At 47.1% G+C, this 20,064-nt stretch carries 25 protein-coding genes; 22 read left to right on the forward strand and 3 right to left on the reverse strand.

What is annotated here, in order from left to right; genetic code table 11:
• Window positions 1-5 precede the first annotated feature (5 nt).
• The 8 genes from P403_RS0113630 (at window position 6) to P403_RS0113665 (ending at window position 6,049) form a co-directional block, all read left to right on the forward strand.
• Window positions 6-1,202: an ABC transporter substrate-binding protein gene (locus P403_RS0113630; RefSeq protein ID WP_029333152.1), complete on the forward strand. Its 1,197-nt coding sequence runs from the start codon at window positions 6-8 to the stop codon at window positions 1,200-1,202.
• On the forward strand, window positions 1,189-1,953 hold the full coding sequence (locus P403_RS0113635; protein WP_029333153.1) for an ABC transporter permease: 765 nt from the start codon (window positions 1,189-1,191) through the stop codon (window positions 1,951-1,953). Before P403_RS0113630 ends, P403_RS0113635 begins: the two co-directional genes overlap by 14 nt.
• On the forward strand, window positions 1,950-2,684 hold the full coding sequence (locus P403_RS0113640; RefSeq protein WP_029333661.1) for an ABC transporter permease subunit: 735 nt from the start codon (window positions 1,950-1,952) through the stop codon (window positions 2,682-2,684). The genes P403_RS0113635 and P403_RS0113640 overlap by 4 nt, the downstream gene beginning before the upstream one ends.
• Window positions 2,668-3,555, forward strand: coding sequence for an ABC transporter ATP-binding protein (locus P403_RS0113645; RefSeq protein WP_029333154.1), 888 nt, complete (start codon window positions 2,668-2,670; stop codon window positions 3,553-3,555). Before P403_RS0113640 ends, P403_RS0113645 begins: the two co-directional genes overlap by 17 nt.
• Window position 3,556: 1 nt before the next feature.
• On the forward strand, window positions 3,557-4,138 hold the full coding sequence (locus P403_RS0113650) for a CDP-alcohol phosphatidyltransferase family protein (protein WP_029333155.1): 582 nt from the start codon (window positions 3,557-3,559) through the stop codon (window positions 4,136-4,138).
• Window positions 4,139-4,155: 17 nt separating this feature from the next.
• On the forward strand, window positions 4,156-4,719 hold the full coding sequence (locus tag P403_RS0113655; protein ID WP_235195223.1) for an NUDIX hydrolase: 564 nt from the start codon (window positions 4,156-4,158) through the stop codon (window positions 4,717-4,719).
• A 128-nt stretch (window positions 4,720-4,847) separates the two neighbouring features.
• Window positions 4,848-5,384 carry a PadR family transcriptional regulator gene (locus P403_RS0113660; protein ID WP_029333157.1) on the forward strand — a complete coding sequence of 179 codons (537 nt, stop codon included), beginning with the start codon at window positions 4,848-4,850 and terminating at the stop codon, window positions 5,382-5,384.
• A gap of 26 nt (window positions 5,385-5,410) precedes the next feature.
• A complete protein-coding gene (locus tag P403_RS0113665) occupies window positions 5,411-6,049 on the forward strand; it encodes a hypothetical protein (protein WP_051667420.1) in 639 nt (212 codons plus the stop codon).
• 493 nt (window positions 6,050-6,542) lie between these two features.
• Here the strand turns inward: P403_RS0113665 and P403_RS0113670 are convergent, their stop codons facing one another.
• A complete protein-coding gene (locus P403_RS0113670) occupies window positions 6,543-7,199 on the reverse strand; it encodes a type 1 glutamine amidotransferase domain-containing protein (RefSeq protein WP_029333159.1) in 657 nt (218 codons plus the stop codon).
• Window positions 7,200-7,267: 68 nt separating this feature from the next.
• A complete protein-coding gene (locus tag P403_RS0113675; RefSeq protein ID WP_029333160.1) occupies window positions 7,268-8,122 on the reverse strand; it encodes an aldo/keto reductase in 855 nt (284 codons plus the stop codon).
• 199 nt (window positions 8,123-8,321) lie between these two features.
• Between P403_RS0113675 and P403_RS0113680 the strand changes: the two genes are divergently transcribed.
• The 10 genes from P403_RS0113680 (at window position 8,322) to P403_RS0113725 (ending at window position 16,669) form a co-directional block, all read left to right on the forward strand.
• The gene (locus P403_RS0113680) at window positions 8,322-8,852 is read left to right on the forward strand and encodes an NUDIX domain-containing protein (protein WP_029333161.1); all 531 of its coding nucleotides are present in this window, start codon (window positions 8,322-8,324) and stop codon (window positions 8,850-8,852) included.
• A 102-nt stretch (window positions 8,853-8,954) separates the two neighbouring features.
• Complete coding sequence (gene fur, locus P403_RS0113685) at window positions 8,955-9,437, forward strand: ferric iron uptake transcriptional regulator (RefSeq protein ID WP_029333162.1); 483 nt, start codon at window positions 8,955-8,957, stop codon at window positions 9,435-9,437.
• Between the two features lie 124 nt (window positions 9,438-9,561).
• Complete coding sequence (gene xerD / locus P403_RS0113690) at window positions 9,562-10,446, forward strand: site-specific tyrosine recombinase XerD (protein ID WP_152638927.1); 885 nt, start codon at window positions 9,562-9,564, stop codon at window positions 10,444-10,446.
• A gap of 116 nt (window positions 10,447-10,562) precedes the next feature.
• A complete protein-coding gene (gene deoB, locus P403_RS0113695; RefSeq protein WP_029333164.1) occupies window positions 10,563-11,735 on the forward strand; it encodes a phosphopentomutase in 1,173 nt (390 codons plus the stop codon).
• 20 nt (window positions 11,736-11,755) lie between these two features.
• Window positions 11,756-12,568, forward strand: coding sequence for a purine-nucleoside phosphorylase (locus P403_RS0113700; protein WP_029333165.1), 813 nt, complete (start codon window positions 11,756-11,758; stop codon window positions 12,566-12,568).
• A 26-nt stretch (window positions 12,569-12,594) separates the two neighbouring features.
• Window positions 12,595-13,896, forward strand: coding sequence for a pyrimidine-nucleoside phosphorylase (locus tag P403_RS0113705; RefSeq protein ID WP_029333166.1), 1,302 nt, complete (start codon window positions 12,595-12,597; stop codon window positions 13,894-13,896).
• Between the two features lie 97 nt (window positions 13,897-13,993).
• Window positions 13,994-14,998 carry a S66 family peptidase gene (locus P403_RS0113710; RefSeq protein WP_029333167.1) on the forward strand — a complete coding sequence of 335 codons (1,005 nt, stop codon included), beginning with the start codon at window positions 13,994-13,996 and terminating at the stop codon, window positions 14,996-14,998.
• A gap of 106 nt (window positions 14,999-15,104) precedes the next feature.
• Complete coding sequence (locus tag P403_RS0113715) at window positions 15,105-15,542, forward strand: peptidylprolyl isomerase (RefSeq protein ID WP_029333168.1); 438 nt, start codon at window positions 15,105-15,107, stop codon at window positions 15,540-15,542.
• Window positions 15,543-15,639: 97 nt separating this feature from the next.
• A complete protein-coding gene (locus P403_RS0113720) occupies window positions 15,640-16,170 on the forward strand; it encodes a type 1 glutamine amidotransferase domain-containing protein (RefSeq protein WP_029333169.1) in 531 nt (176 codons plus the stop codon).
• 151 nt (window positions 16,171-16,321) lie between these two features.
• Window positions 16,322-16,669 carry a GNAT family N-acetyltransferase gene (locus tag P403_RS0113725; RefSeq protein WP_029333170.1) on the forward strand — a complete coding sequence of 116 codons (348 nt, stop codon included), beginning with the start codon at window positions 16,322-16,324 and terminating at the stop codon, window positions 16,667-16,669.
• A 20-nt stretch (window positions 16,670-16,689) separates the two neighbouring features.
• On the opposite strand, the gene P403_RS0113730 is transcribed toward P403_RS0113725, so the two are convergent.
• Complete coding sequence (locus tag P403_RS0113730; RefSeq protein WP_029333171.1) at window positions 16,690-17,163, reverse strand: DUF309 domain-containing protein; 474 nt, start codon at window positions 17,161-17,163, stop codon at window positions 16,690-16,692.
• A 94-nt stretch (window positions 17,164-17,257) separates the two neighbouring features.
• On the opposite strand from P403_RS0113730, the gene P403_RS0113735 reads away from it, so the two are divergent.
• From P403_RS0113735 to P403_RS0113750, 4 genes are all read left to right on the forward strand, one after another.
• On the forward strand, window positions 17,258-18,013 hold the full coding sequence (locus P403_RS0113735) for a segregation/condensation protein A (protein WP_029333172.1): 756 nt from the start codon (window positions 17,258-17,260) through the stop codon (window positions 18,011-18,013).
• A complete protein-coding gene (gene scpB, locus P403_RS0113740) occupies window positions 18,003-18,575 on the forward strand; it encodes an SMC-Scp complex subunit ScpB (protein ID WP_029333173.1) in 573 nt (190 codons plus the stop codon). The genes P403_RS0113735 and scpB overlap by 11 nt, the downstream gene beginning before the upstream one ends.
• A complete protein-coding gene (locus P403_RS0113745) occupies window positions 18,575-19,336 on the forward strand; it encodes a pseudouridine synthase (protein WP_014969990.1) in 762 nt (253 codons plus the stop codon). Before scpB ends, P403_RS0113745 begins: the two co-directional genes overlap by 1 nt.
• Before the next feature lie 125 nt (window positions 19,337-19,461).
• The gene (locus P403_RS0113750) at window positions 19,462-20,052 is read left to right on the forward strand and encodes a redoxin domain-containing protein (protein WP_029333174.1); all 591 of its coding nucleotides are present in this window, start codon (window positions 19,462-19,464) and stop codon (window positions 20,050-20,052) included.
• Window positions 20,053-20,064 lie beyond the last annotated feature (12 nt).

The raw sequence follows: 20,064 nt of genomic DNA on the forward strand, positions 1-20,064 counted from the left end.
AACAGATGTTAAAGAAAATGATAGGTGTCGCCGCGACCGGGATGTTGCTTGCAGGATGCGGAGCTACTTCCGATATGCCGGAAAAAAAGGATGTTCTCGGATCTTCTTATAAGATGATTGAACAAGAAGCACAAAAAACGACGGTCCGGATGTACATGTGGGGTGGAGATGACGGCATCAATGCCTACATCGACGAGTATGTCGCACCCAAGTTGAAAAAAGAGCATCAAATCACTTTGAAGCGTGTGCCGATTGAAACAGCGGATATCATTCAGAAATTACGTGCCGAAAAAACAGCCGGTAAGGACACAGGCGTGATTGATGTTGTCTGGATCAACGGCGATAATTTCCGAAATGCGAAAAAAGATGGGCTGTTATATGGTGATATTGCGAGCGTCTTACCGAACATCAAACAAGTCGACGCCGCGGCGCAAGCTTCAGATAGTGGGACGAAGACGGAAGGGCTCGAAGCCGCCTGGGGAAAAGTCCAGTTCGCGTTCCATTATGATCAAGCCAGTGTTGCCAAACCACCGATGGACTTAAGTGAATTAAAAGACTGGGTCAAAGCAAATCCAGGAAAATTCACTTATCCGGAAGTAACGGATTTCACAGGAAATGCGTTTGTGCGTCATGTCATGTATGGTGTCGAATCAAATGAAACGTTGAAGGACCCGAAAAGCGATTTTAAAAAGACATGGGACTATTTAAATGATTTAAAACCGTACCTTTGGAAAGAAGGGAAAACCTATCCGAAGACACTCGCACAGCTCGATCAGCTGTATGCGAAGGGGGATGTCGCGTTCACGATGGGCTTCAATGAACGCCGGGCCGAACAGGAAGTCGCGTCCGGGACCTTCCCGAAAGAAACACGTCCACTCATCTTAGAAGAAGGTTCGATTGCGTCGACCCACTTCTTATCGGTTCCGTTTAACGCACCAAATCCAAAAGGGGCGCTCGTTGCGATCAACGAATTGTTATCAGCAGATGCGCAGTTGAAGAAATATGACGCGACCTACTGGGGAGATGGGACAAGTCTTGATTTAAGTACGTTGACGTCAGAAGAACAACAAGCGTTTAAGGATGTCCCGGCAGCAAAATCGACACCGACACCGGATGCCTTTGAAGGAAAAGTCCGAGCGGAGCTCGATCCGGAGTTCTTCGAGGTCATTCGAAAGGATTGGCCGGAACGTGTGGCGCGGTAATCCTTACCCCGCCGTCTTCTTGATTGCTGGTATGGTTCTTTATGGACTGTTCATCAGTGTATCGATGACGACAGTCGCCGATTATCGTGCATTGTTAAGCGATACCGTGTTTCTTGAAAGCATTGCGTTAAGTCTGTACGTCGCACTGAGTAGCACGTTACTTTCGTTAGGGGTCGGTGTCGGATTAGCTCAATTTTTCTCAAGGCGAGGGGGGATAGCGGAACAAATCCTTGCACTTCCGCTGTTCATCCCGCATCTGGGTGCAGCATATCTCGCGATTCTCTACTTCAGTAATGTACCGATGATTGGTCCGCATGAGACGAATCATTTTAGTATCATCTTGACTTACGTGTATAAGGAAACACCGTTCATCTTTTTTTATCTCATCCCTGTTTTTCGACGGCTTGATCACCGGTATGAGGAATTGGGGCAACTGCTTGGATTATCTAGGATTCACCGATTTTGGCATGGAAAAGGTGTTTTTATTTTGTTTCCGGCACTTGAAGCAAGCTTCATTGTTTTTGCATTTGTTCTATTTGCCTACGAAGTGCCGGCATTGCTTGGTGTGACGTATCCGAAAATGATTGGTGTATATGTATTTGATTTATATACGCAAGGAGACCTGTCGCAACAACCAACGGCTTTTGCCATCAGTGTCGTCTTGACGACGTTGCTCTTCATGATGTTAGCCGTCTTCACGTGGTGGATTCGACCGATCACAGAGCGAATCAGTAAGGGGCGGATTGAATGAAGCAACGAATCGTTACGCTATTGATTGCTTGTCTCGTCGTTGCACCGCTGCTCGGAATCATTCCGAAATCATTTTCTCTAAACCCACGAATCGTCGAGACGTTGACGACTACGCTCTTCATGATTGCAGCAGTGACGTTTTTGAACCACGTAATTGGTTATGCAGCGGGGAAAGCCATTGCCTTTCAGACGGGACGAATTATTCAACTGGCTGAGTTGTTGATTAGTCTGCCACTGTTTTTACCTGTATTATTGCTCTCATTTGGTCTTTATTTGACGTGGATCCGTTTAGGTTTGGCTGATCAATTCCTTGGCGTGTTACTCGTCCTTTTGTTACCGACACTTCCGTACACGGTCCGCCTTTATACGAACGGATTTCAGGCGCTCGGTGAACAACTACTCGAACAGACGGTCCTCGTTGAGGCGAACCGCTTGAAACGATTTTTCTTTTTAGTCGGACCGTTGCTTCGTCCGACATTACAATCGGTGACATTGCTCGTCACCGTCATCACACTTAGTCAGTATGCACTCGTCGTGCTGATCGGCGGTGGCGTCGTTCGGATGCTCGCACTTGAAGTCTTCCCCCTTTACTCTGGGAATGCGGTTGATGCGGCTAAAGAAGCGACGATTTGGTTGATTGGGTTACCATTTTTGATTTATCTAGGGCAAATGTTGTTCTTTACCTTATGGATAGAAGGGGTTCGGAGGTTATTAGATGGACGTAAAAATTAATAAAGTGATGAAGCGTTTCGGTAAAACGACCGTTTTGCAAGACATCAATCTAACCATCGCCTCGGGACAATGCGTTGCGCTTGTCGGACCGAGTGGAAGCGGGAAGACGACGTTACTGCGCTTGATTGCCGGATTAGAAAAGGTCTCAGGTGGAACGATTCACTTCGGAGAGCGTGACGTTACAAAAACAGTCCCGAGTAAACGCGGAGTGACGATGCTGTTTCAACGACCGCTACTGTTTCCCCATCTCACGATCGGGCAGAATATCCGCCTTGGCATGCGAGGGGACGCCCGACAAGTCTCTGAGTGGCTCGACCGCGTTGGGTTACCGGGACGTGAAGCGGACTTTGTCCATCAACTGTCGGGAGGCGAGCAACAACGTGCGAGCTTAGCACGTGCCCTTGCGAGTCAACCGAACTTTTTATTATTAGACGAACCGTTTTCGAGCCTCGATTTGCCGCGGAGGCGTGAATTACGGACGTTGATTCGTCGCCTGACGGAGCAACAAGGTGTGACGACGTTGCTTGTCACACATGATCGCGAAGAAGCGATGGCAATGGCGGACTATGTGTATGTCATGCAGGCAGGACGCATCATCGAGCAAGGGCGACCTGTTGCTTTAAGCGAGACAAGTCCGTTTTTTGGAGATGGTCTTGCCTTAGACGGGACATGGTATCCGCTGTCTGCGATCGAGTTGGTCTTAAGACCGACGAATCAAACGAATGAACGTGTTACGATTACGAAAGAATTAATCCAATATGGCGTTCGGTTCTATGAAGTCGAACGGGCAACCGGCGAGCGACTCGTCATTCAGACAAGAGGGGCGTTCGACGAAGCGACGACGGTTTATGTCGTCAGAAAGGAGGACTAATATGTTAGATACACGAGCACGAAAGATGGTCCAACCTGTGTTCGACCAAGCAGCGACCGGTTTAAAAAAGCTTGGTCTGTCGGCGAATCAAGTGACCATCATTTCCGGCATCATCGGAGGAGCGACAGGATTCTTCGTCTACAATGATATGATGGGAATTGCGATTCTCTTATTGTGGATTTCTGGAATGCTTGATGTCGTCGATGGGACGATGGCACGTCGCGAAAAACCGACAGCGATTGGAACGATTCTTGATCTTGTACTAGATCGAATCGTCGAGTTGTCCGTGCTAATCGGGATTGCGCTTCGTTTTCCGGAAACACAAATCGTCATGCTCTTTTTAATTGCGTCCTTTGTCATCGGCATGACGATGTTCCTTGCGATTGGAGCAGTCAGTGAAAATTATGGCATCAAGTCCTTCCAATACCAGCCGGGTCTCGTTGAACGGACAGAGGGATTCTTGTTTTTAACGGCAATGCTGTTATTCCCAAGTGCTATCATCTGGATTGCAATCGTCTTCTTGATTGCAGAACTGTATACGGTAGGCGAGCGCTTCTATCAAGCCTCTAAGGTGCTGGGATGAGTGAACAGGAGTTAATCATGGTCACGGATCAGGCCGGGCATCCATTATTCACGGCGTCACGAGACCGGGTACACGCTGAAGGGTTATGGCATGAGACGTTCCACTGCTTCGTCGTGAATCGAGAGCAACGAATCGTTCTCCTTCAAGAACGGGCGACTGAAAAAAAGGATTTTCCAAATTGTCTCGACATTACAGCGGCAGGACATTTACTTGCCGGTGAAACCGTTGCTGATGGTGTTCGTGAACTCGAAGAAGAGCTCGGACTCGTCCGGACGATGGATCAGTTGGAGCACGTTGGTATTTTTCTAGAAGAATTGACGTTGCCGGGATTCGTTGATCGTGAGCGGACTCAGGTCTTTTTGACGGAATCGAACCAAGCCATTTCTGACTATCATTTACAAGCTACTGAAGTCAAACGGCTGGTCGCTTTTTCATTCGACGCATTTGCTACGTTAGGTGACGAAACGACAACGGAAGTCGTCAGCATCGAGGGTGAACGTTTCGGGCGGAACCGCTTCGTCCCGCACCCGCCGGAGTACTGGGCGATGGTCGAACGAAGCATTGGACAATCTAGCATGTGACAGGAGGAACTGTAGATGAAACAGCGATCTACAGTTTTTTTCTTGCCTAAAAAAGTACAAAGTGGCGTAATGCTATGTAATTTGAGATAATTAACAATATATATTATTGATGAAAGAAGGTGCAGCCAGTGGGATTACGATTCGCACTGCTCGGACTGCTAACCCAGGGAGAAGCGACAGGCTATGATTTAAGTACGACGTTCAAAAAACAGATGACGCATTTTTGGACAGCACACCATACGCAAATTTATCGAGAATTATTAAAAATGGAAGAAGCATCACTCGTGACGAGTGTCCATATCGTCCAGGACGATCTTCCAGATAAAAAAGTCTATTCGATTACAGATAAAGGTCAAACAGAGCTCGTCGCCTGGCTACGGGCACCGAGTGAATTTAAGCCGAAAATGAAAGATGAGAACTTAATGCGCGTGTCGTTGTTACACCTCTTGCCGCTCGAGGAAGCGGTCGCTTACCTTGAAGAATCAAAACGACATCATCAATTTGCGGTCGACATGATGCAAGTGTGGCGAAAAGATCATTTAGAGAACGGGGCAACGCTCGGGGAGACACTGACGAGTGAGTACGGTCTACGGATGATGCTGAATTACCTCGATTGGTGTGACTGGGCAGTCGAAGAAATCAAAAGAAGTCAAACGAGTGTTTGATTGTGATGGGATAGGGAGTAGAGAACGTGAGTGTATTTAAAGATTATCAAGACTGGTTGGACGAGGAGACGGATGACATCATTGAACGGCATGCAACTTATGCCGCCGCTGAATTGAAATTAGGTGGAGAAGTCGGAGACTACTATGTTGATGCGGGGCTGATCAATCAATTCGTCATGCGACATGTCTCGTGGTTGTCGATCAGTGAAATCGAAGACATTCTGACAGAGTCTGAAAACAGCGACCGGATAGAATTGCTCGAACCAACAGATCACGAAGAAGAGATGCAACGTCAGCAAGCAGAACACGTGTTACGAATGGATGTAAAAGAAATGTTGGCTTTAAAAACACGTCCATTCATCGAGCGACGTGTACAAGCGCTCACGCAAGAAATTCGTCCGCTTCAAGACCGTCAGGCAGAAGCGCAGGCGGCATTCGATAAAATCGAACGGACGATTGAGACAGGACCAGCACCCAAAATCATTCCGAAACGTTGGTATCGACGGGAACGTGTGGTTGAACAGTCGTTTACCGATGAAGAGCGTACGAACCTTGACGAGCAGCTTGAAGCACGACAGCAGCAGCTCGTTATTGAAGACCGTACGGTTGCGGCAGCCGAACGTGAAATACTGATGCTGCAGCGGGCGCTTAACGAAAGGGAATGACTTGAAGTAAAAACAGCACCTCCACCTTTGTTCAGTGGAGGTGCTTTGACTGTAAACAAAGTATTATCGGGAGATAAAATCGTCTGTTTTCGTTGCTTTCCTCGGACGCGGCGCAAGCCGTTACTCCTTGATCCTAACGGACAACGAGCAGGGTCTTGCCTGCCTCTGAAAGTGCGTTAAAAACGCACTTTTCCCCGTAGGAGTCATCGAAACGTGACGCTTTTTATAGGAAGACCGTGACGGAAAGCCGGGCATGCAGACGGTTCAGCGCGCAAGTCGTCTTGAATCGCTTTTAAAGCAAAAAGCAATCGGTCGCGACCCTATAGCTTCGCTGTAGCGGCGTGACCGATTGCCACTTTGAAGACGATTAGGAAGGAAAGAGAGCGAAAAAGACAGGGAATCAGATGCAAGAGACCTTTCATCCAGTTTGTCTACACGTGAAAAAAGCACTTCCACTGATGTTCAGTGGAAGTGCTTAGCATCAACTAAAATTTTAGACAGTCGCGAGTTTAGCAACGATCAATTTAGCGACTGCTTCACTTGAAGCCGGGTTTTGACCTGTGATGACATTGCCATCGATGACAGCGAATTCTTTACCTGCGTCTGAAGTCAAGAATGTTGCGCCTTCATTACGTAATGTTGTTTCAAGTAAGAAGGGTACTTTTTCTTCAAGACCTGTTGATTTTTCTTCTTCATCTGTGAAGCCATTGATTTGGCGACCTTCGACGAATGGTTTACCATCGATCATGACGTGAGCGAAAGCGGCAGGTCCGTGGCAAACAGATGCGACGATTCCGTCTTTTTTGACCATTGCTTCGATTGCACCAGCAACTTGTGGGTTGTTCGGGAAATCAACGACCGCACCATGTCCACCTGGGAAATAAACAGCGTCGAACGATGAAGGATCGACTGTTGAGAGTGAAGCTGTATCTTTTAGTGCTTTACGTGCGTCTTGGAACTTCGGTAGAATTTCTTTGACGAGTGATGCTTTATCGATCGGGACGTCGCCACCTTTAACAGAAACGACAGTGACGTCATGTCCTGCTTCATTAAATAAGTTGAACGGTGCAGCAAACTCTTCGAACCAAAGTCCTGTTGCGTGTCCGTTCATGTCATCGGCGCTTGTTGAAACGATTAAAATACGTGCCATAATAAAATTCCTCCTCTAGTGTTAACGTTACAAATAAGAGGATTCCCCGGCTTGCTAAAACTCAAACCTTATTGATGTGCCGTATAAGGATGGACCGGCAATGTTTTTAGGACGTGATTGATTTGTTCAAGCGTGACGGGTTCCCGCATCGCCTTGAGGTTGGCTTGTAATTGGGACACGCTCGACGCACCCGGCAGGACGATTGCGGCTTGTTGATCAATTGCTTGGAGAGCAAGCGCCGGTAACGGGTAGTCTTGTAAGAAATTCAATGTTTCTTCGAGTTGTTCTTTATTAAATTGCTCGAACTGGTCAACGGATTGGAGGCGCGACGTACTCTCGGCCGTCAATAATCCTTTTGCGAGCGGACCACGAGCGACGACCTTGACATTTTTTTCATTGAGTAAAGGCAAGAGCGCTTCGATACGTCGATCGAGTAATGAGTAAGGTGTCATCAAATAATCGAGATCACTATGCTCGAGCCAATACTTAATGACGTTTGGCCGTAAAGAAGAAAGACCGTAGGCTTTAATCTTACCGTCTGCCTTTAAATCCTTCACGGCTTGAATCGATGCATCGAGGTCGTCCTCCATCGTACCTCCGTGGACATAGTAGAGATCGAGGTACGGCGTCTCGAGGCGGTTCAGACTTTCAAGGCATGCTTGTTTTAAGTACTCGTAACTCGGATCCCACGTCCAACCCGTTCCCGTTGCATTCATTCGGTTCCCACCTTTAGAGGCGAGGAAAATCCGGCCGCGGTCTTCTTGCGAAAATGTCTGTCCAATCAACGATTCGACGGCTCCGTTCGCGTAGACGTCCGCTGTGTCAAAATGAATGACCCCTTCGTCGAGCGCTGTACGGAGAATTTCTGTTGCTTCTTCTTGTCCGCGTTTTAAAATTGTCATTGTACCTAATCCGAGTCCCATGACTAATCCCTCATTTCTTTCGATATGTGCTACTACAGAACAGTTTATCATATTTATTTCTCCGTCCCCCTGTTAAGGAACTGTTTCATATTTCGAGTCCGAAAAAACAAACTTGCATCAAGAATCGGATAACAGGCATACTGAATAAGAAGAATACATCATGGCGCGGATAATAGTATAGAAGGAAGAGGTGTTTGAAATGGAAGAAAAAACAATTGAACGGGAAGTCATTTATGAAGGAAAAGTCTTTAATGTCGAAAAGCATGTCGTCAGCTTACCGAATGGTAACACATCAGTGCGCGAACTCGTTTATCATAACGGGGCTGTCGCGATCATCGCCTTTGATGAAAAAGGTGATTTGATCGTCGTCGAGCAGTACCGTAAAGCATTCGAACAGCTATCGATTGAAATTCCTGCAGGAAAACTTGAGGCAGGTGAGGATCCAATTGATTGTGCTGGAAGAGAATTAAAAGAAGAAACAGGTTACGCGGCGGAAGAATTGAAACATGTCTTCGATTTTTATGGCGCACCAGGATTTTGTAGTGAACGCGTACATATTTATGAAGCAGTCGGTTTAACGGCTGGCGAACGTCAGCTTGATGCGGATGAATTCCTTGAAAACCAGACTTTGTCACTCGACCGGGCTCTGGAACTGATTGCGAATGGGACGATCGTCGATGCGAAAACGATCATGGCAATCCAGCATTGGCACATTCGTACATTAAAATGATTCTAATTTAATTGATTTTCAGTTGATAATCATTTTAATTTGAAAATTGATTGAGAATCAGCTATGATAAAAGCATCAGTTTCGACCTAAGGGGGCGCTATGATGGAAAGTCGTGTTGAACGCATTAAAAAACAGCTGAGCGGTAAAGGATATAAGCTGACTCCCCAACGTGAAGCGACTGTGCGTATCCTGCTTGAACATGAGTCGGATCACCTCAGTGCTGAAAATGTCTTTTTATTAGTGAAAGAAAAAAACTCTGATATTGGACTCGCGACCGTGTACCGGACGCTCGAATTATTGACGGAGCTTGAAGTCGTCGATAAAGTCAACTTCGGAGGTGGCGTATCTCGATTCGATTTACGACAAGAAGGGGCGAGTCATTCGCACCACCACCTTGTATGTATCGAATGTGGTTCCGTCGAAGAAATTTTAGATGATATGTTAGAAGATGTCGAAAAAGAAATCGTCTCGCGGTTTCACTTTAAAATTAAAGATCACCGCTTGACCTTCCACGGAGTTTGCCGTGTTTGTCAGGAGCGTCATGCACGTGAAGCGCTTGAACAAACGCAAACACAAACTGTCTAACCGTCCTTCCACACACAGGACGGTTTTTTCTTTTTGAAAATATAGGTCAGACCTCTTCACAACGGTTTACACCTTTGATATGATGGAAAAGTAAGCGATTTCTTAAGCCAAGAGGATGAATTCAGTGAGACAACAACTGGAAGCATTTATCAACTATCTCGTCATTGAACGGCAAATGTCAGCAAATACGGCAGCAGCCTATCGAAATGATTTAAACCAGTATCTTCATTCGCTCGAACAAGCAGGGGTGACTTCGCTTGAATTCGTGACACGACATCATATCGTGCTCCATATCGAGAGCTTGTTGAACGCCCAAAAATCACGTGCGACCGTCAGGCGGGCGACGAGTTCGATCCGTTCGTTCCATCAGTATTTGGTCGAAGAGCGTCAAGTGGAGAGTGATCCGTCGCGTCATCTGGATTTACCGAAACCGGAAAAAAAGCTCCCGGTCGTCTGGAGTCAAACGGACGTCGTTAAGTTGCTTGATTCCGTGGTCGGAAACGATCCGCTCGTCAGACGGGACGTGGCGATGCTTGAACTGCTATACGGTACCGGTATGCGGGTCAGTGAACTGCTACAGTTGACGTTAAACGATCTACAACTCGAACTCGGTTACTTATCGTGTCTTGGGAAAGGGAACAAAACGCGAATCATTCCAATCAGCACGACAGCGATTGAGAGCGTCACGACCTATCTCGAATTAGCACGAAACAGTTTAGGGGGCCAGCAAACGGATTATGTCTTCTTGAATAGTCGGGGAAGCCGGTTATCGCGACAAGGTTTTTGGAAGATGATTAAACGACGTGCAAAAGAAGCAGGGATTGAAAAAGAGATTACGCCGCATGTGCTCCGTCATTCATTCGCTACTCATCTACTTGAAAATGGTGCTGATTTACGTGTCGTCCAAGAAATGCTCGGTCATGCCGATTTGTCGACGACGCAAATGTACACCCATGTCAATAAAGGGCGGTTACATGAAGTCTATAAGAATCATCATCCACGCGCATGATGTTCTTTATGGAATAAAGGTCTGACTTCAGACAAATGAAGCGTTTTGTCTAGTCGGTTTGTGGGAAAATCATTAGGACAGTCGTTCATTACAGTACGTATTAGGAGGAAATACAAATGGCACAACAATTCAAACGTGTATTTTTAGTCGTCATGGATTCTGTTGGTATCGGTGAAGCACCCGATGCGGAACAATTTGGAGATTTAGGAGCACATACGCTTGGTCACATCGGAGAGCATATGAATGGCTTGAATATCCCGAACCTGGAAAAGCTTGGTCTCGCGCATATTGAAGCCGTTCAAGGTGTTTCGGCTGATGCCGCACCAATCGCATCATACGGTAAAATGGAAGAAGTATCAGCGGGGAAAGATACGATGACGGGACACTGGGAGATCATGGGCCTTCGCATCGATACGCCGTTCCGTGTCTTTGAAAAATTCCCGGCTGACTTGATTGACCGTCTTGAAGCATTCTCTGGTCGGAAAATCATCGGTAACAAACCAGCTTCTGGTACGGAAATCTTAGATGAGCTCGGTCAAGAACACGTCGAAACGGGCGCATTGATCGTCTATACATCTGCGGACTCTGTCTTACAGATCGCAGCGCACGAAGAAGTCGTCCCACTCGAAGAACTGTACCGGATTTGTGAATATGCACGTGATATCACGCGCGACGATCCATACATGCTCGGTCGCATCATCGCCCGTCCATTCCTTGGGGAGCAAGGCGCATGGGTTCGGACATCGAACCGTCACGACTATGCCTTGAAACCGTTTGACCGGACTGTCATGAATGAACTTGAGACAGCAGGCTTCGATGTCATTTCGCTCGGTAAAATCGCTGACATCTTCGACGGTGAAGGTGTGACGGACGCGATCCGTACAAAATCGAACATGGACGGAATGGACCAACTCGTTGGTCAACTCGAACGTGACTTCACAGGGCTTTGCTTCTTGAACCTCGTTGACTTCGATGCCTTGTTCGGACATCGTCGTGACCCGCAAGGTTATGGAGAGGCACTTGAAGAATTTGATGCCCGTCTCCCAGAAGTATTCGAGCGGATGCAAGAAGATGATCTCCTAATCATTACAGCTGACCACGGAAACGACCCGATTCACGCTGGAACGGATCACACGCGTGAGTATGTCCCACTTCTTGCGTATCAAAAGAGTGAAGTGGCGAACAATTTAGGGACACGTGCAACATTTGCTGATCTCGGAGCGACGGTTGCTGCAAACTTCGGTGTTAAAATGCCGGCACACGGAAAAAGCTTTTTAACAGAACTTTAATTTCAAAGGAGCGATTTTGGATGACAGTCAACTGGAATGAAACACGTTCATATTTAGAAAGTAAAATGCAGGCAAAGCCGGAAATTGGCTTAATTCTTGGATCAGGTCTCGGCGTACTCGCTGATGAAATTGAAAATCCAATCGCGATTCCGTATGGCGACATTCCAAACTTCCCTGTTTCGACAGTAGAAGGACACGCGGGACAACTCGTCTTCGGGACGCTCGAAGGTAAACAAGTCGTCGCGATGCAAGGACGGTTCCACTTCTATGAAGGCTACTCAATGGAAATGGTCACGTTCCCAGTTCGTGTCATGAAAGCAATCGGCGTCGAAACATTGATCGTCACGAACGCAGCGGGTGCTTGTAATGAAGCATTTGAACCGGGGGATCTCATGTTGATCACAGATCACATCAATTTCTTCGGAACGAATCCGTTGATCGGGAAAAACGTCGATGAGATGGGACCACGTTTCCCGGACATGTCGAAGCCGTATGATAAAGAATTACTGGAACTTGCCCAAGCAACAGCCGATGAGCTCGGAATCAACGTTCGTCAAGGCGTTTACTTCGGCAACACCGGTCCGACATATGAAACGCCAGCTGAAGTCAAAATGGCACGGATGCTTGGTGGGGATGTCGTCGGCATGTCGACGGTTCCTGAAGTCATCGTCGCACGTCACTCAGACATGCGTGTACTCGGAATCTCATGTGTATCAAACATGGCAGCAGGTATTTTAGATCAGCCGCTCCATCATGATGAAGTCATCGAGACGACAGAACGTGTCCGGGCACACTTCTTATCTCTCGTCCGTGGTTCAATTAAAAAAATGTAACAACACTTTAGAGGAGGAAATAGATTATGCGTATGGTAGATTTGATTGCAACGAAACGAGACGGCGGCGAGTTACCAACAGCCGATATTAAAGCAATGGTCGAAGGTTTCACGAACGGAGATGTTCCAGATTATCAAATGTCAGCGATGTCGATGGCAATCTTTTATCAAGGGATGTCAGATCGTGAAATCGCGGACTTGACGATGGCGATGGTCGAATCAGGTGACGTCATCGACTTATCACGCATCCACGGCAAAAAAGTCGACAAACACTCAACAGGCGGCGTCGGCGATAAAATCAGTCTGATCGTTGCACCACTTGTCGCGTCAATCGGAATTCCGGTTGCGAAAATGAGCGGACGTGGTCTTGGTCACACAGGCGGAACAATCGATAAATTGGAAGCCTTCCCAGGATTTGATGTCGAGTTGTCTGAAGAAGCGTTCGTCAACCAAGTCAACGACATCAAGATGGCAATCATTGGTCAAACAGGGAACTTAACACCTGCTGACAAAAAACTGTACGCATTGCGTGACGTGACAGCGACAGTCAATTCGATTCCGTTGATTGCCAGTTCCATCATGTCGAAAAAAATTGCAGCTGGCGCTGATAGCATCGTTCTTGATGTTAAAACAGGTTCTGGTGCCTTCATGAAGTCGTTTGAGGACGCGAAAGCACTCGCGACAGAGATGGTTTCAATCGGGAAAAGTGTCAACCGGAAGACGATTGCCGTCATCACGGACATGGATCAGCCGCTCGGAAACGAAATCGGGAATGCAAACGAAGTCAAAGAAGCAATCGAAGTCTTACAAGGTAAAGATGTCCGTGACTTGAAAGTCATCGCCTTGACGATTGCCTCACATATGGCGGTCCTTGGCGAGTTCTATCCGACGTTCGACGAAGCCTATGCTGATCTCGAGACACGTCTCGCAAACGGTGCAGCACTCGACGTCTTCAAAAAATTCATCGCAGCGCAAGGTGGCGATGCGTCACTCGTCGACGATATGTCTAAAGCGCTTGAGACGAAATACCAAAAAGACTTCGTGGCGTCAAAAGCAGGTTATGTTTCTGAAATCATCGCCGATGAAGTCGGTGTCGCGGCAATGATTCTTGGAGCGGGCCGGGCAACGAAAACGGACGTCATCGATCATGCAGCAAGCGTCACGTTATTGAAAAAAGTCGGCGATCGTGTTGAAGTCGGCGATGTCATCGCGACACTTCGTTCGAATAAAGAAACATTGGATCAAGCAATCGAGAAAATGGATCATGCTTATCACATCAGTGAAACGAAACCGGAAGCACGTCCGCTCGTTCACGCTGTCATCGATTAAATCATATAAAGTAGTAAGTTGGGTCTTCTTCCCAATTTGCTACTTTTTTTGTTATGATGAAAGTCAGGTTTTTCCAAGTTGTGAAGGAGGAGAAAAAATGAAACCAACTCAATTGAAACAAGGCGATACGATTGCGATTCTTTCACCCGCATCAGCGGTCGCTGCTTACGTACCGCGCCGGCTGCAACGGGGGATCGAGACGCTTGAGCGGATGGGCTTTCAGGTCCTCGTGATGCCGAACACGACAGCGGTTCACAGTCATACGGCAGGAACAATCGGGGAGCGCCTTCAGGACTTACATATGGCGTTTCAAAATCCGGACGTCAAAGCAATCATTTCGACCATCGGTGGTTTTAACTCACATCAGTTGCTCGATGAACTCGATTACGATTTAATCCGCAACAATCCAAAAATCTTTATGGGCTACAGCGACATCACGGCCCTTCTGTCCGGGATTCATACGAAAACTGGTTTGACGACATTCGTCGGGCCTGCCATCTTGCCACAATTCGGTCAACTGCATGGTCTTGATGCGTATACAAAAAAGTGGTTTGAAAAAACGTTGATGCAGACGGAACCGGTTGGTCAAATCGAAGCGTCCGACGAATGGACGGATGAAGGCTTGCGCTGGGACGTCAATGATGACCGGAGACGGACGCATGTCGTCAATGACGGATATCTCGTCGCCCGCACAGGTACTGGGACGGGACCAATTGTCGCCGGCAATCTCGGGACACTGCTGTTACTTGCCGGGACACCGTATATGCCGTCACTTGAAGGTGCTGTCCTGATGCTTGAAGATGACGAAAGTGAGACGCCGGAGACAATCGACCGGTACTTTACACAACTGCGTCATCTCGGGGCATATGAAAAGATTTCGGCGATTGTCGTCGGACGTTTTCACGGGAAAGTTGATTTTGATCCAGACTTCCCGCTGAAAGATATCATCCTGCGGGCAACCCGCGGCTACGACTTCCCGGTTGTGCTTAACGCCGACTTCGGGCATACCGATCCGGTCTTTCCATTACCAAACGGCATTCCGGCATCGGTCACTGCAGGTGAAACGGTTGTGCTCGAAATCCTCGAATCCGCAGTGGAATGAGTAAAAAACCTGCGTTTTCCGAAAAAATTTGGTACACTGTTCCATGGAGTCACAAGTTGCTTGTGACGAACACCATTAGCTGAAAAGCGCGAAAGGTTGGTATACGATGCAAAAAACTGGATATATCTTATTAGAAGACGGAAATAAAATTGAGTTTGAATTGTTTAACGACGATGCACCGATCACGACAGAAAACTTCGAGAGCCTTGCGAACTCGAACTTCTACGATGGGTTGAACTTCCACCGTGTCATCCCGGGCTTCGTCTCACAAGGCGGCTGCCCAATCGGTAATGGTACAGGTGGTTCTGGGAAAACAATCCCATGTGAAACATCGACTTCATACCCGCACAAACACAAAGCAGGTTCACTCTCGATGGCGCACGCTGGTCGCGACACAGGTTCGAGCCAGTTCTTCGTCGTTCACGAGCCACAACCGCACCTTGATGGTGTCCATACGGTCTTCGGACAAGTCACTTCAGGACTTGAGCACGCTCAAAAAATGAAGCAAGGCGCAGGCATTAAAGAAATTCGCGTAGAAGCATAAGTGTCTGACTCCTCTTCAACTTGAAGAGGAGTTTTTGTTTTTTGGACTAAGGGAACAGATAATAAGGCACAAATAGAATTTCAGGAGGCGTTTCATGATGCGTTTACAAGGTAAAAAAGTCATTCAACTCGTCAGTAATGATTTTGAGGATTTAGAGTTATGGTACCCGGTCCATCGGTTACGTGAAGAAGGGGCGATCGTTGAAATCGTCGGCGAAAAAGCAAATGAAAAGTACATCGGCAAATACGGTGTTCCAATCGTCTCCGACATCGCGTTTGCTGACATTAATCCAGCAGACTACGACGCGATTCTCGTTCCGGGTGGTTGGTCACCGGATTTATTACGGCGGTTTGATTCGGTCTTGAAAATGGTCCGACACTTCGACGAACAAAAACAGCCGATTGGTCAAATCTGTCATGCGGGATGGGTTTTAATTTCAGCAGATGTACTCAAAGGTGTCAACGTCACGAGTACGCCGGGGATTAAAGACGACATGACGAATGCGGGCGCAGTGTGGCATGATGAGCCGGTCGTTGTCGATGGTCATATCATCTCAAGTCGGAGACCGCCCGATCTACCTGACTATATGCGTGAATTCATCGCCGTGTTAGAAAAGTCGAAGTCCTAATTCGGAAAAGGTGGGGTGAAGTGATTCACTCCTTCTTTTTGTCCTTCTCGACAAAAAAATGAAGTAATTCTAGCCGATAAGGTGTAGAATAAATGAGTCTCAGTCGTTCATGGTCCTGAGAGTTGTTGAAATTAGGAAGGTGTAGAATCAGATGCTAGTAAAATATAAGAAGCTGAATGAACGGACCGCGATGGGGTTAATCGCCTTTTCGTGTGAAGTGAAGGATCCGAAGTATTTGCTTGAAACGGTTCAAGCCTATGAACAAGAAGAAGATCGTCAATTGTATCTTTACAAACAGGATGAAGACTTCGTAGGAGTGATCGGTTTTAAATTAGTGGATGGCCACGCTGAATTGAGCCACATCGCATTGTCTCCATCGTTCCGCGGGGAGCGGATGTCGTACACATTACTCGACGCTGCGGCGAAGATGATGCGTCTCGATATCATCGGCTCGACTGAAGAAACAAGTCGTCTTGTTGAAAAGTGGAAAAATCAATGAAAAAAACCGGTCCGTTTATTTCAGGGCCGGTTTTTCCATTTCCCGCGATTTTTAAGTGCGGCTTGCCTTGCGTCGATGACGTCTTGCCGGTTTCGCAACCGGTGTTTGTCGATTAAAAAGGTTCGATCAAGCGGTTCTAGTGATTGGGTCTTCATTCGTTGTTCGAGTCTTTCGTCTACTGGTAAATGGATTCTCCGGTATTCCGGCTCCATAAAAGCGGACTTTAACGTAAGCAGTTGCGTGGCATCGATGCCGAGTTGGGTAATTGACGCTGCGTGCCGTTCGATTTTTTGAAAGGCTTTCGGATAGGTCCGCATCGCGCCGGTCACATTACCGCGCCGGTGGTGATACCGGGCGACGGCTAATTGAATCAAAGCGACGAGTGATTCGTCCGTCCGATTGCCGGCTTGCCAAAGTTCTTCTAATACTTCATGGCATTCGAAGTAATCTTCTTGTATATTGAATTCGAAAGTAAATTGTTCGATCGGGTGCATGATAGCACCTCCTTTCCTTTTAATATAGCATAGTCGAACAGTAACGATGTATGGTATACTAAGGCGCAAAAAACGTTGATGGGCAGGGAGAATCATGGAATCATATAGTGTGAAGATGGATGCGTTTGAAGGCCCTTTGGATTTACTGTTACACTTGATTGGGAAACTAGAAATCGACATTTACGATATTTCCGTCTCAATCGTGACGGATCAATATGTGTCCTATATTCGAGCTATGCAGCATCTTGAACTCGATGTTGCTAGTGAATATCTTGTCATGGCTGCGACGCTCTTGCAACTGAAAAGTAAACAGCTGTTACCGATTGAACAATCGGAGTTCGAGGAGGTTCCTGATTTTGATGAGGAGCCGACGCGAGAAGGTTTGATTCAACAATTGATTGAGTACAAAGCGTATAAGGAAGCGGCGATTGTGTTGAAGGAAAAGGAAGAAGCACGACTCGAGCTTTTTTCAAAACAACCGGAAGACCTGTTGCGTTATCTGGATACAGAAACAAATGACTATAACGGAACGTTATCATTTAGTGATTTGTTGCGTGCCTATGAAAAAATGCGACAACGTGTTGCCTGGAAAGTAAGACGGTCGAAGACGGTCAAACGTGAGGAACGGACACTGGAGCAACAGATGGTTCACGTATCAGAATACGTGCTGTCGCGAGAACGGACGACCTTTTTTGGCTTCTTTACGGAACAACCGACAGTCGAAGAACTCGTCGTCAGTTTTCTTGCTGTCCTTGAACTCGTCAAACAACGGGTTATTGCTTGCGAGCAGATGAACGACGATATTTTATTACGGACCTTGGCGAAGGAGGAGAATCCGATTGGCGTATGATCGAATCATTGAAAGTCTATTGTTTGTCGTCGGAGATGATGGCATCGATCCACGTGGCCTGAGCCAAGTGCTTGAAATCAGTGAAGCAGCAGCGCGCGAACAACTGCATGCGGTCCAGCAATTGTTTGAGTCGGAAGGACGTGTCCTCCAGATTGTTGAGTCGGGTGGGGTCTTTAAGATGGTGACACGAAAAGAGATGTCACCGTACGTTCAAGCCTACGCGGGATCACTCGCGGAAGACAGTTTGTCGCGTGCTGCGATGGAGACGCTCGTCATCATTGCCTACAAGCAGCCTGTCACGCGTGCAGACATCGAAGTCATTCGCGGCGTCAAGACAGAGCGTGTCATTCATACGCTCAGTGCAAAAGGGTTAATTGAAGAAGCTGGACGCGCGAAAGGCGTCGGGCGAGCTAAATTGTATAAAACGACCGATCATTTCTTGGACCATTTTGGTCTCAATAGTATCGAGGAGTTACCTCCGCTCGAATTCGAAGAAACGTTCGAAGCGGACGGCGATCTATTTTTCAGGAATGAACCGTCACTAGAGGAGAGAATAAATTAATGGAACGTCTACAAAAAATTATCGCACAAGCTGGTGTCGCATCACGACGCAAAGCAGAAGAATTAATTACAGAAGGTCGCGTCAAGGTCAACGGAAAAGTCATCACAGAGCTTGGAACGAAAGTCGGAGGACGTGCTGAAGTCGAAGTCGACGGCGTTAAGCTCGAACGGGAAGAGCATGTCTACTATATGCTATATAAGCCGACAGGCGTCGTCTCGACGGTTGAAGATGATAAAGGACGTAAAACGGTTGTTGATCTTGTGCCACCGGGCCATCGTGTTTTCCCGGTCGGTCGTCTTGACTACAATACGAGCGGCTTACTTTTATTGACGAATGACGGTGAATTTTCAAATCTCTTACTGCACCCGAAATACAAAGTACCGAAGCGTTACATCGTCAAAATCAAAGGCGTGCCGGATTATTACCACGTCAAAGGTCTTGAAAAGGGTGTCGTCTTACCGGACGGATTCAAGACAGGCAAAGCACGTGTCGAAATGCGTGATGTCGACAAGAAAAAGAATACAGCAATCCTCGAGATGGTCATCTACGAAGGACATAACCGTCAAGTTCGTCAAATGGTCGAAACACTCGGCGCAGAAGTCATCAAGTTGAAGCGGGAGCAGTTCGGATTCTTGACGTTAGCTGGACTCACTTCAGGAGACTGGCGTGAACTTTCAAAAAAAGAAGTCAATCAATTGCGTGAGCTAGCGGATCCCGTCGCGCCACCTACGAAAAGACGTAAGAACACAAAAAAACGTTAATTTGTAAAGCGGAAAGCTCATCCTATAGGTTGAGTTTTCTTTTTTGTGACAAAACAATTAACGTATTTCACATTGTCTCAACATTTAAGCGATTTCAAGTACAATATGGGTGGAGGCGGTATAACATGAAAAAAACGAAGCAAAACCCGGAAGAGCGGCTCGAAGCCGCTAAACAAAAAAAGAAGAAACGCTCATTCTGGCGACTGATGATCATGACGATCGTCTTGTTTGCTGGTGCGGTCGTCATCATGCAATTCGTCGATCAAGCGACACGCGATAAAAATGGTCGTGTCATGGCGGGAGACGATGCACCTGGCTTTACGCTCGTCGACTTGTATGGTGAGAAACAACACTCGATGGATGAGTATGCTGGAAAAGGACTCTTGCTTAATTTTTGGGGCACGTTTTGTGAACCGTGTAAAAAAGAGATGCCATTGATTAACGACAACTACAGCATGATGCAAGATGAAAATGTCAATTTTGTAGCCGTCAATGTCGGCGAAACACCGGTTCGCGTCTCGAGCTTTATCAAGGAAATTGGTGGAACGGACTATCCGATTTTAATGGATACGAACAGTTCCGTTGAGAAAGCGTACGGCATTTATAACTTACCGGTCACATTCATCATCAATAAAGAAGGCGAAGTCGTCGAAAAGTATGAGGGTGAAATTGATCAGGCGAAATTAGAAGAAATGATTAAAAAAGCAAACGAGTAACGCATCGAGGGG

It is taken from the genome of Exiguobacterium oxidotolerans JCM 12280 (assembly GCF_000702625.1).
In the GTDB taxonomy this organism is placed as follows: Bacteria; Bacillota; Bacilli; order Exiguobacteriales; family Exiguobacteriaceae; genus Exiguobacterium_A; species Exiguobacterium_A oxidotolerans.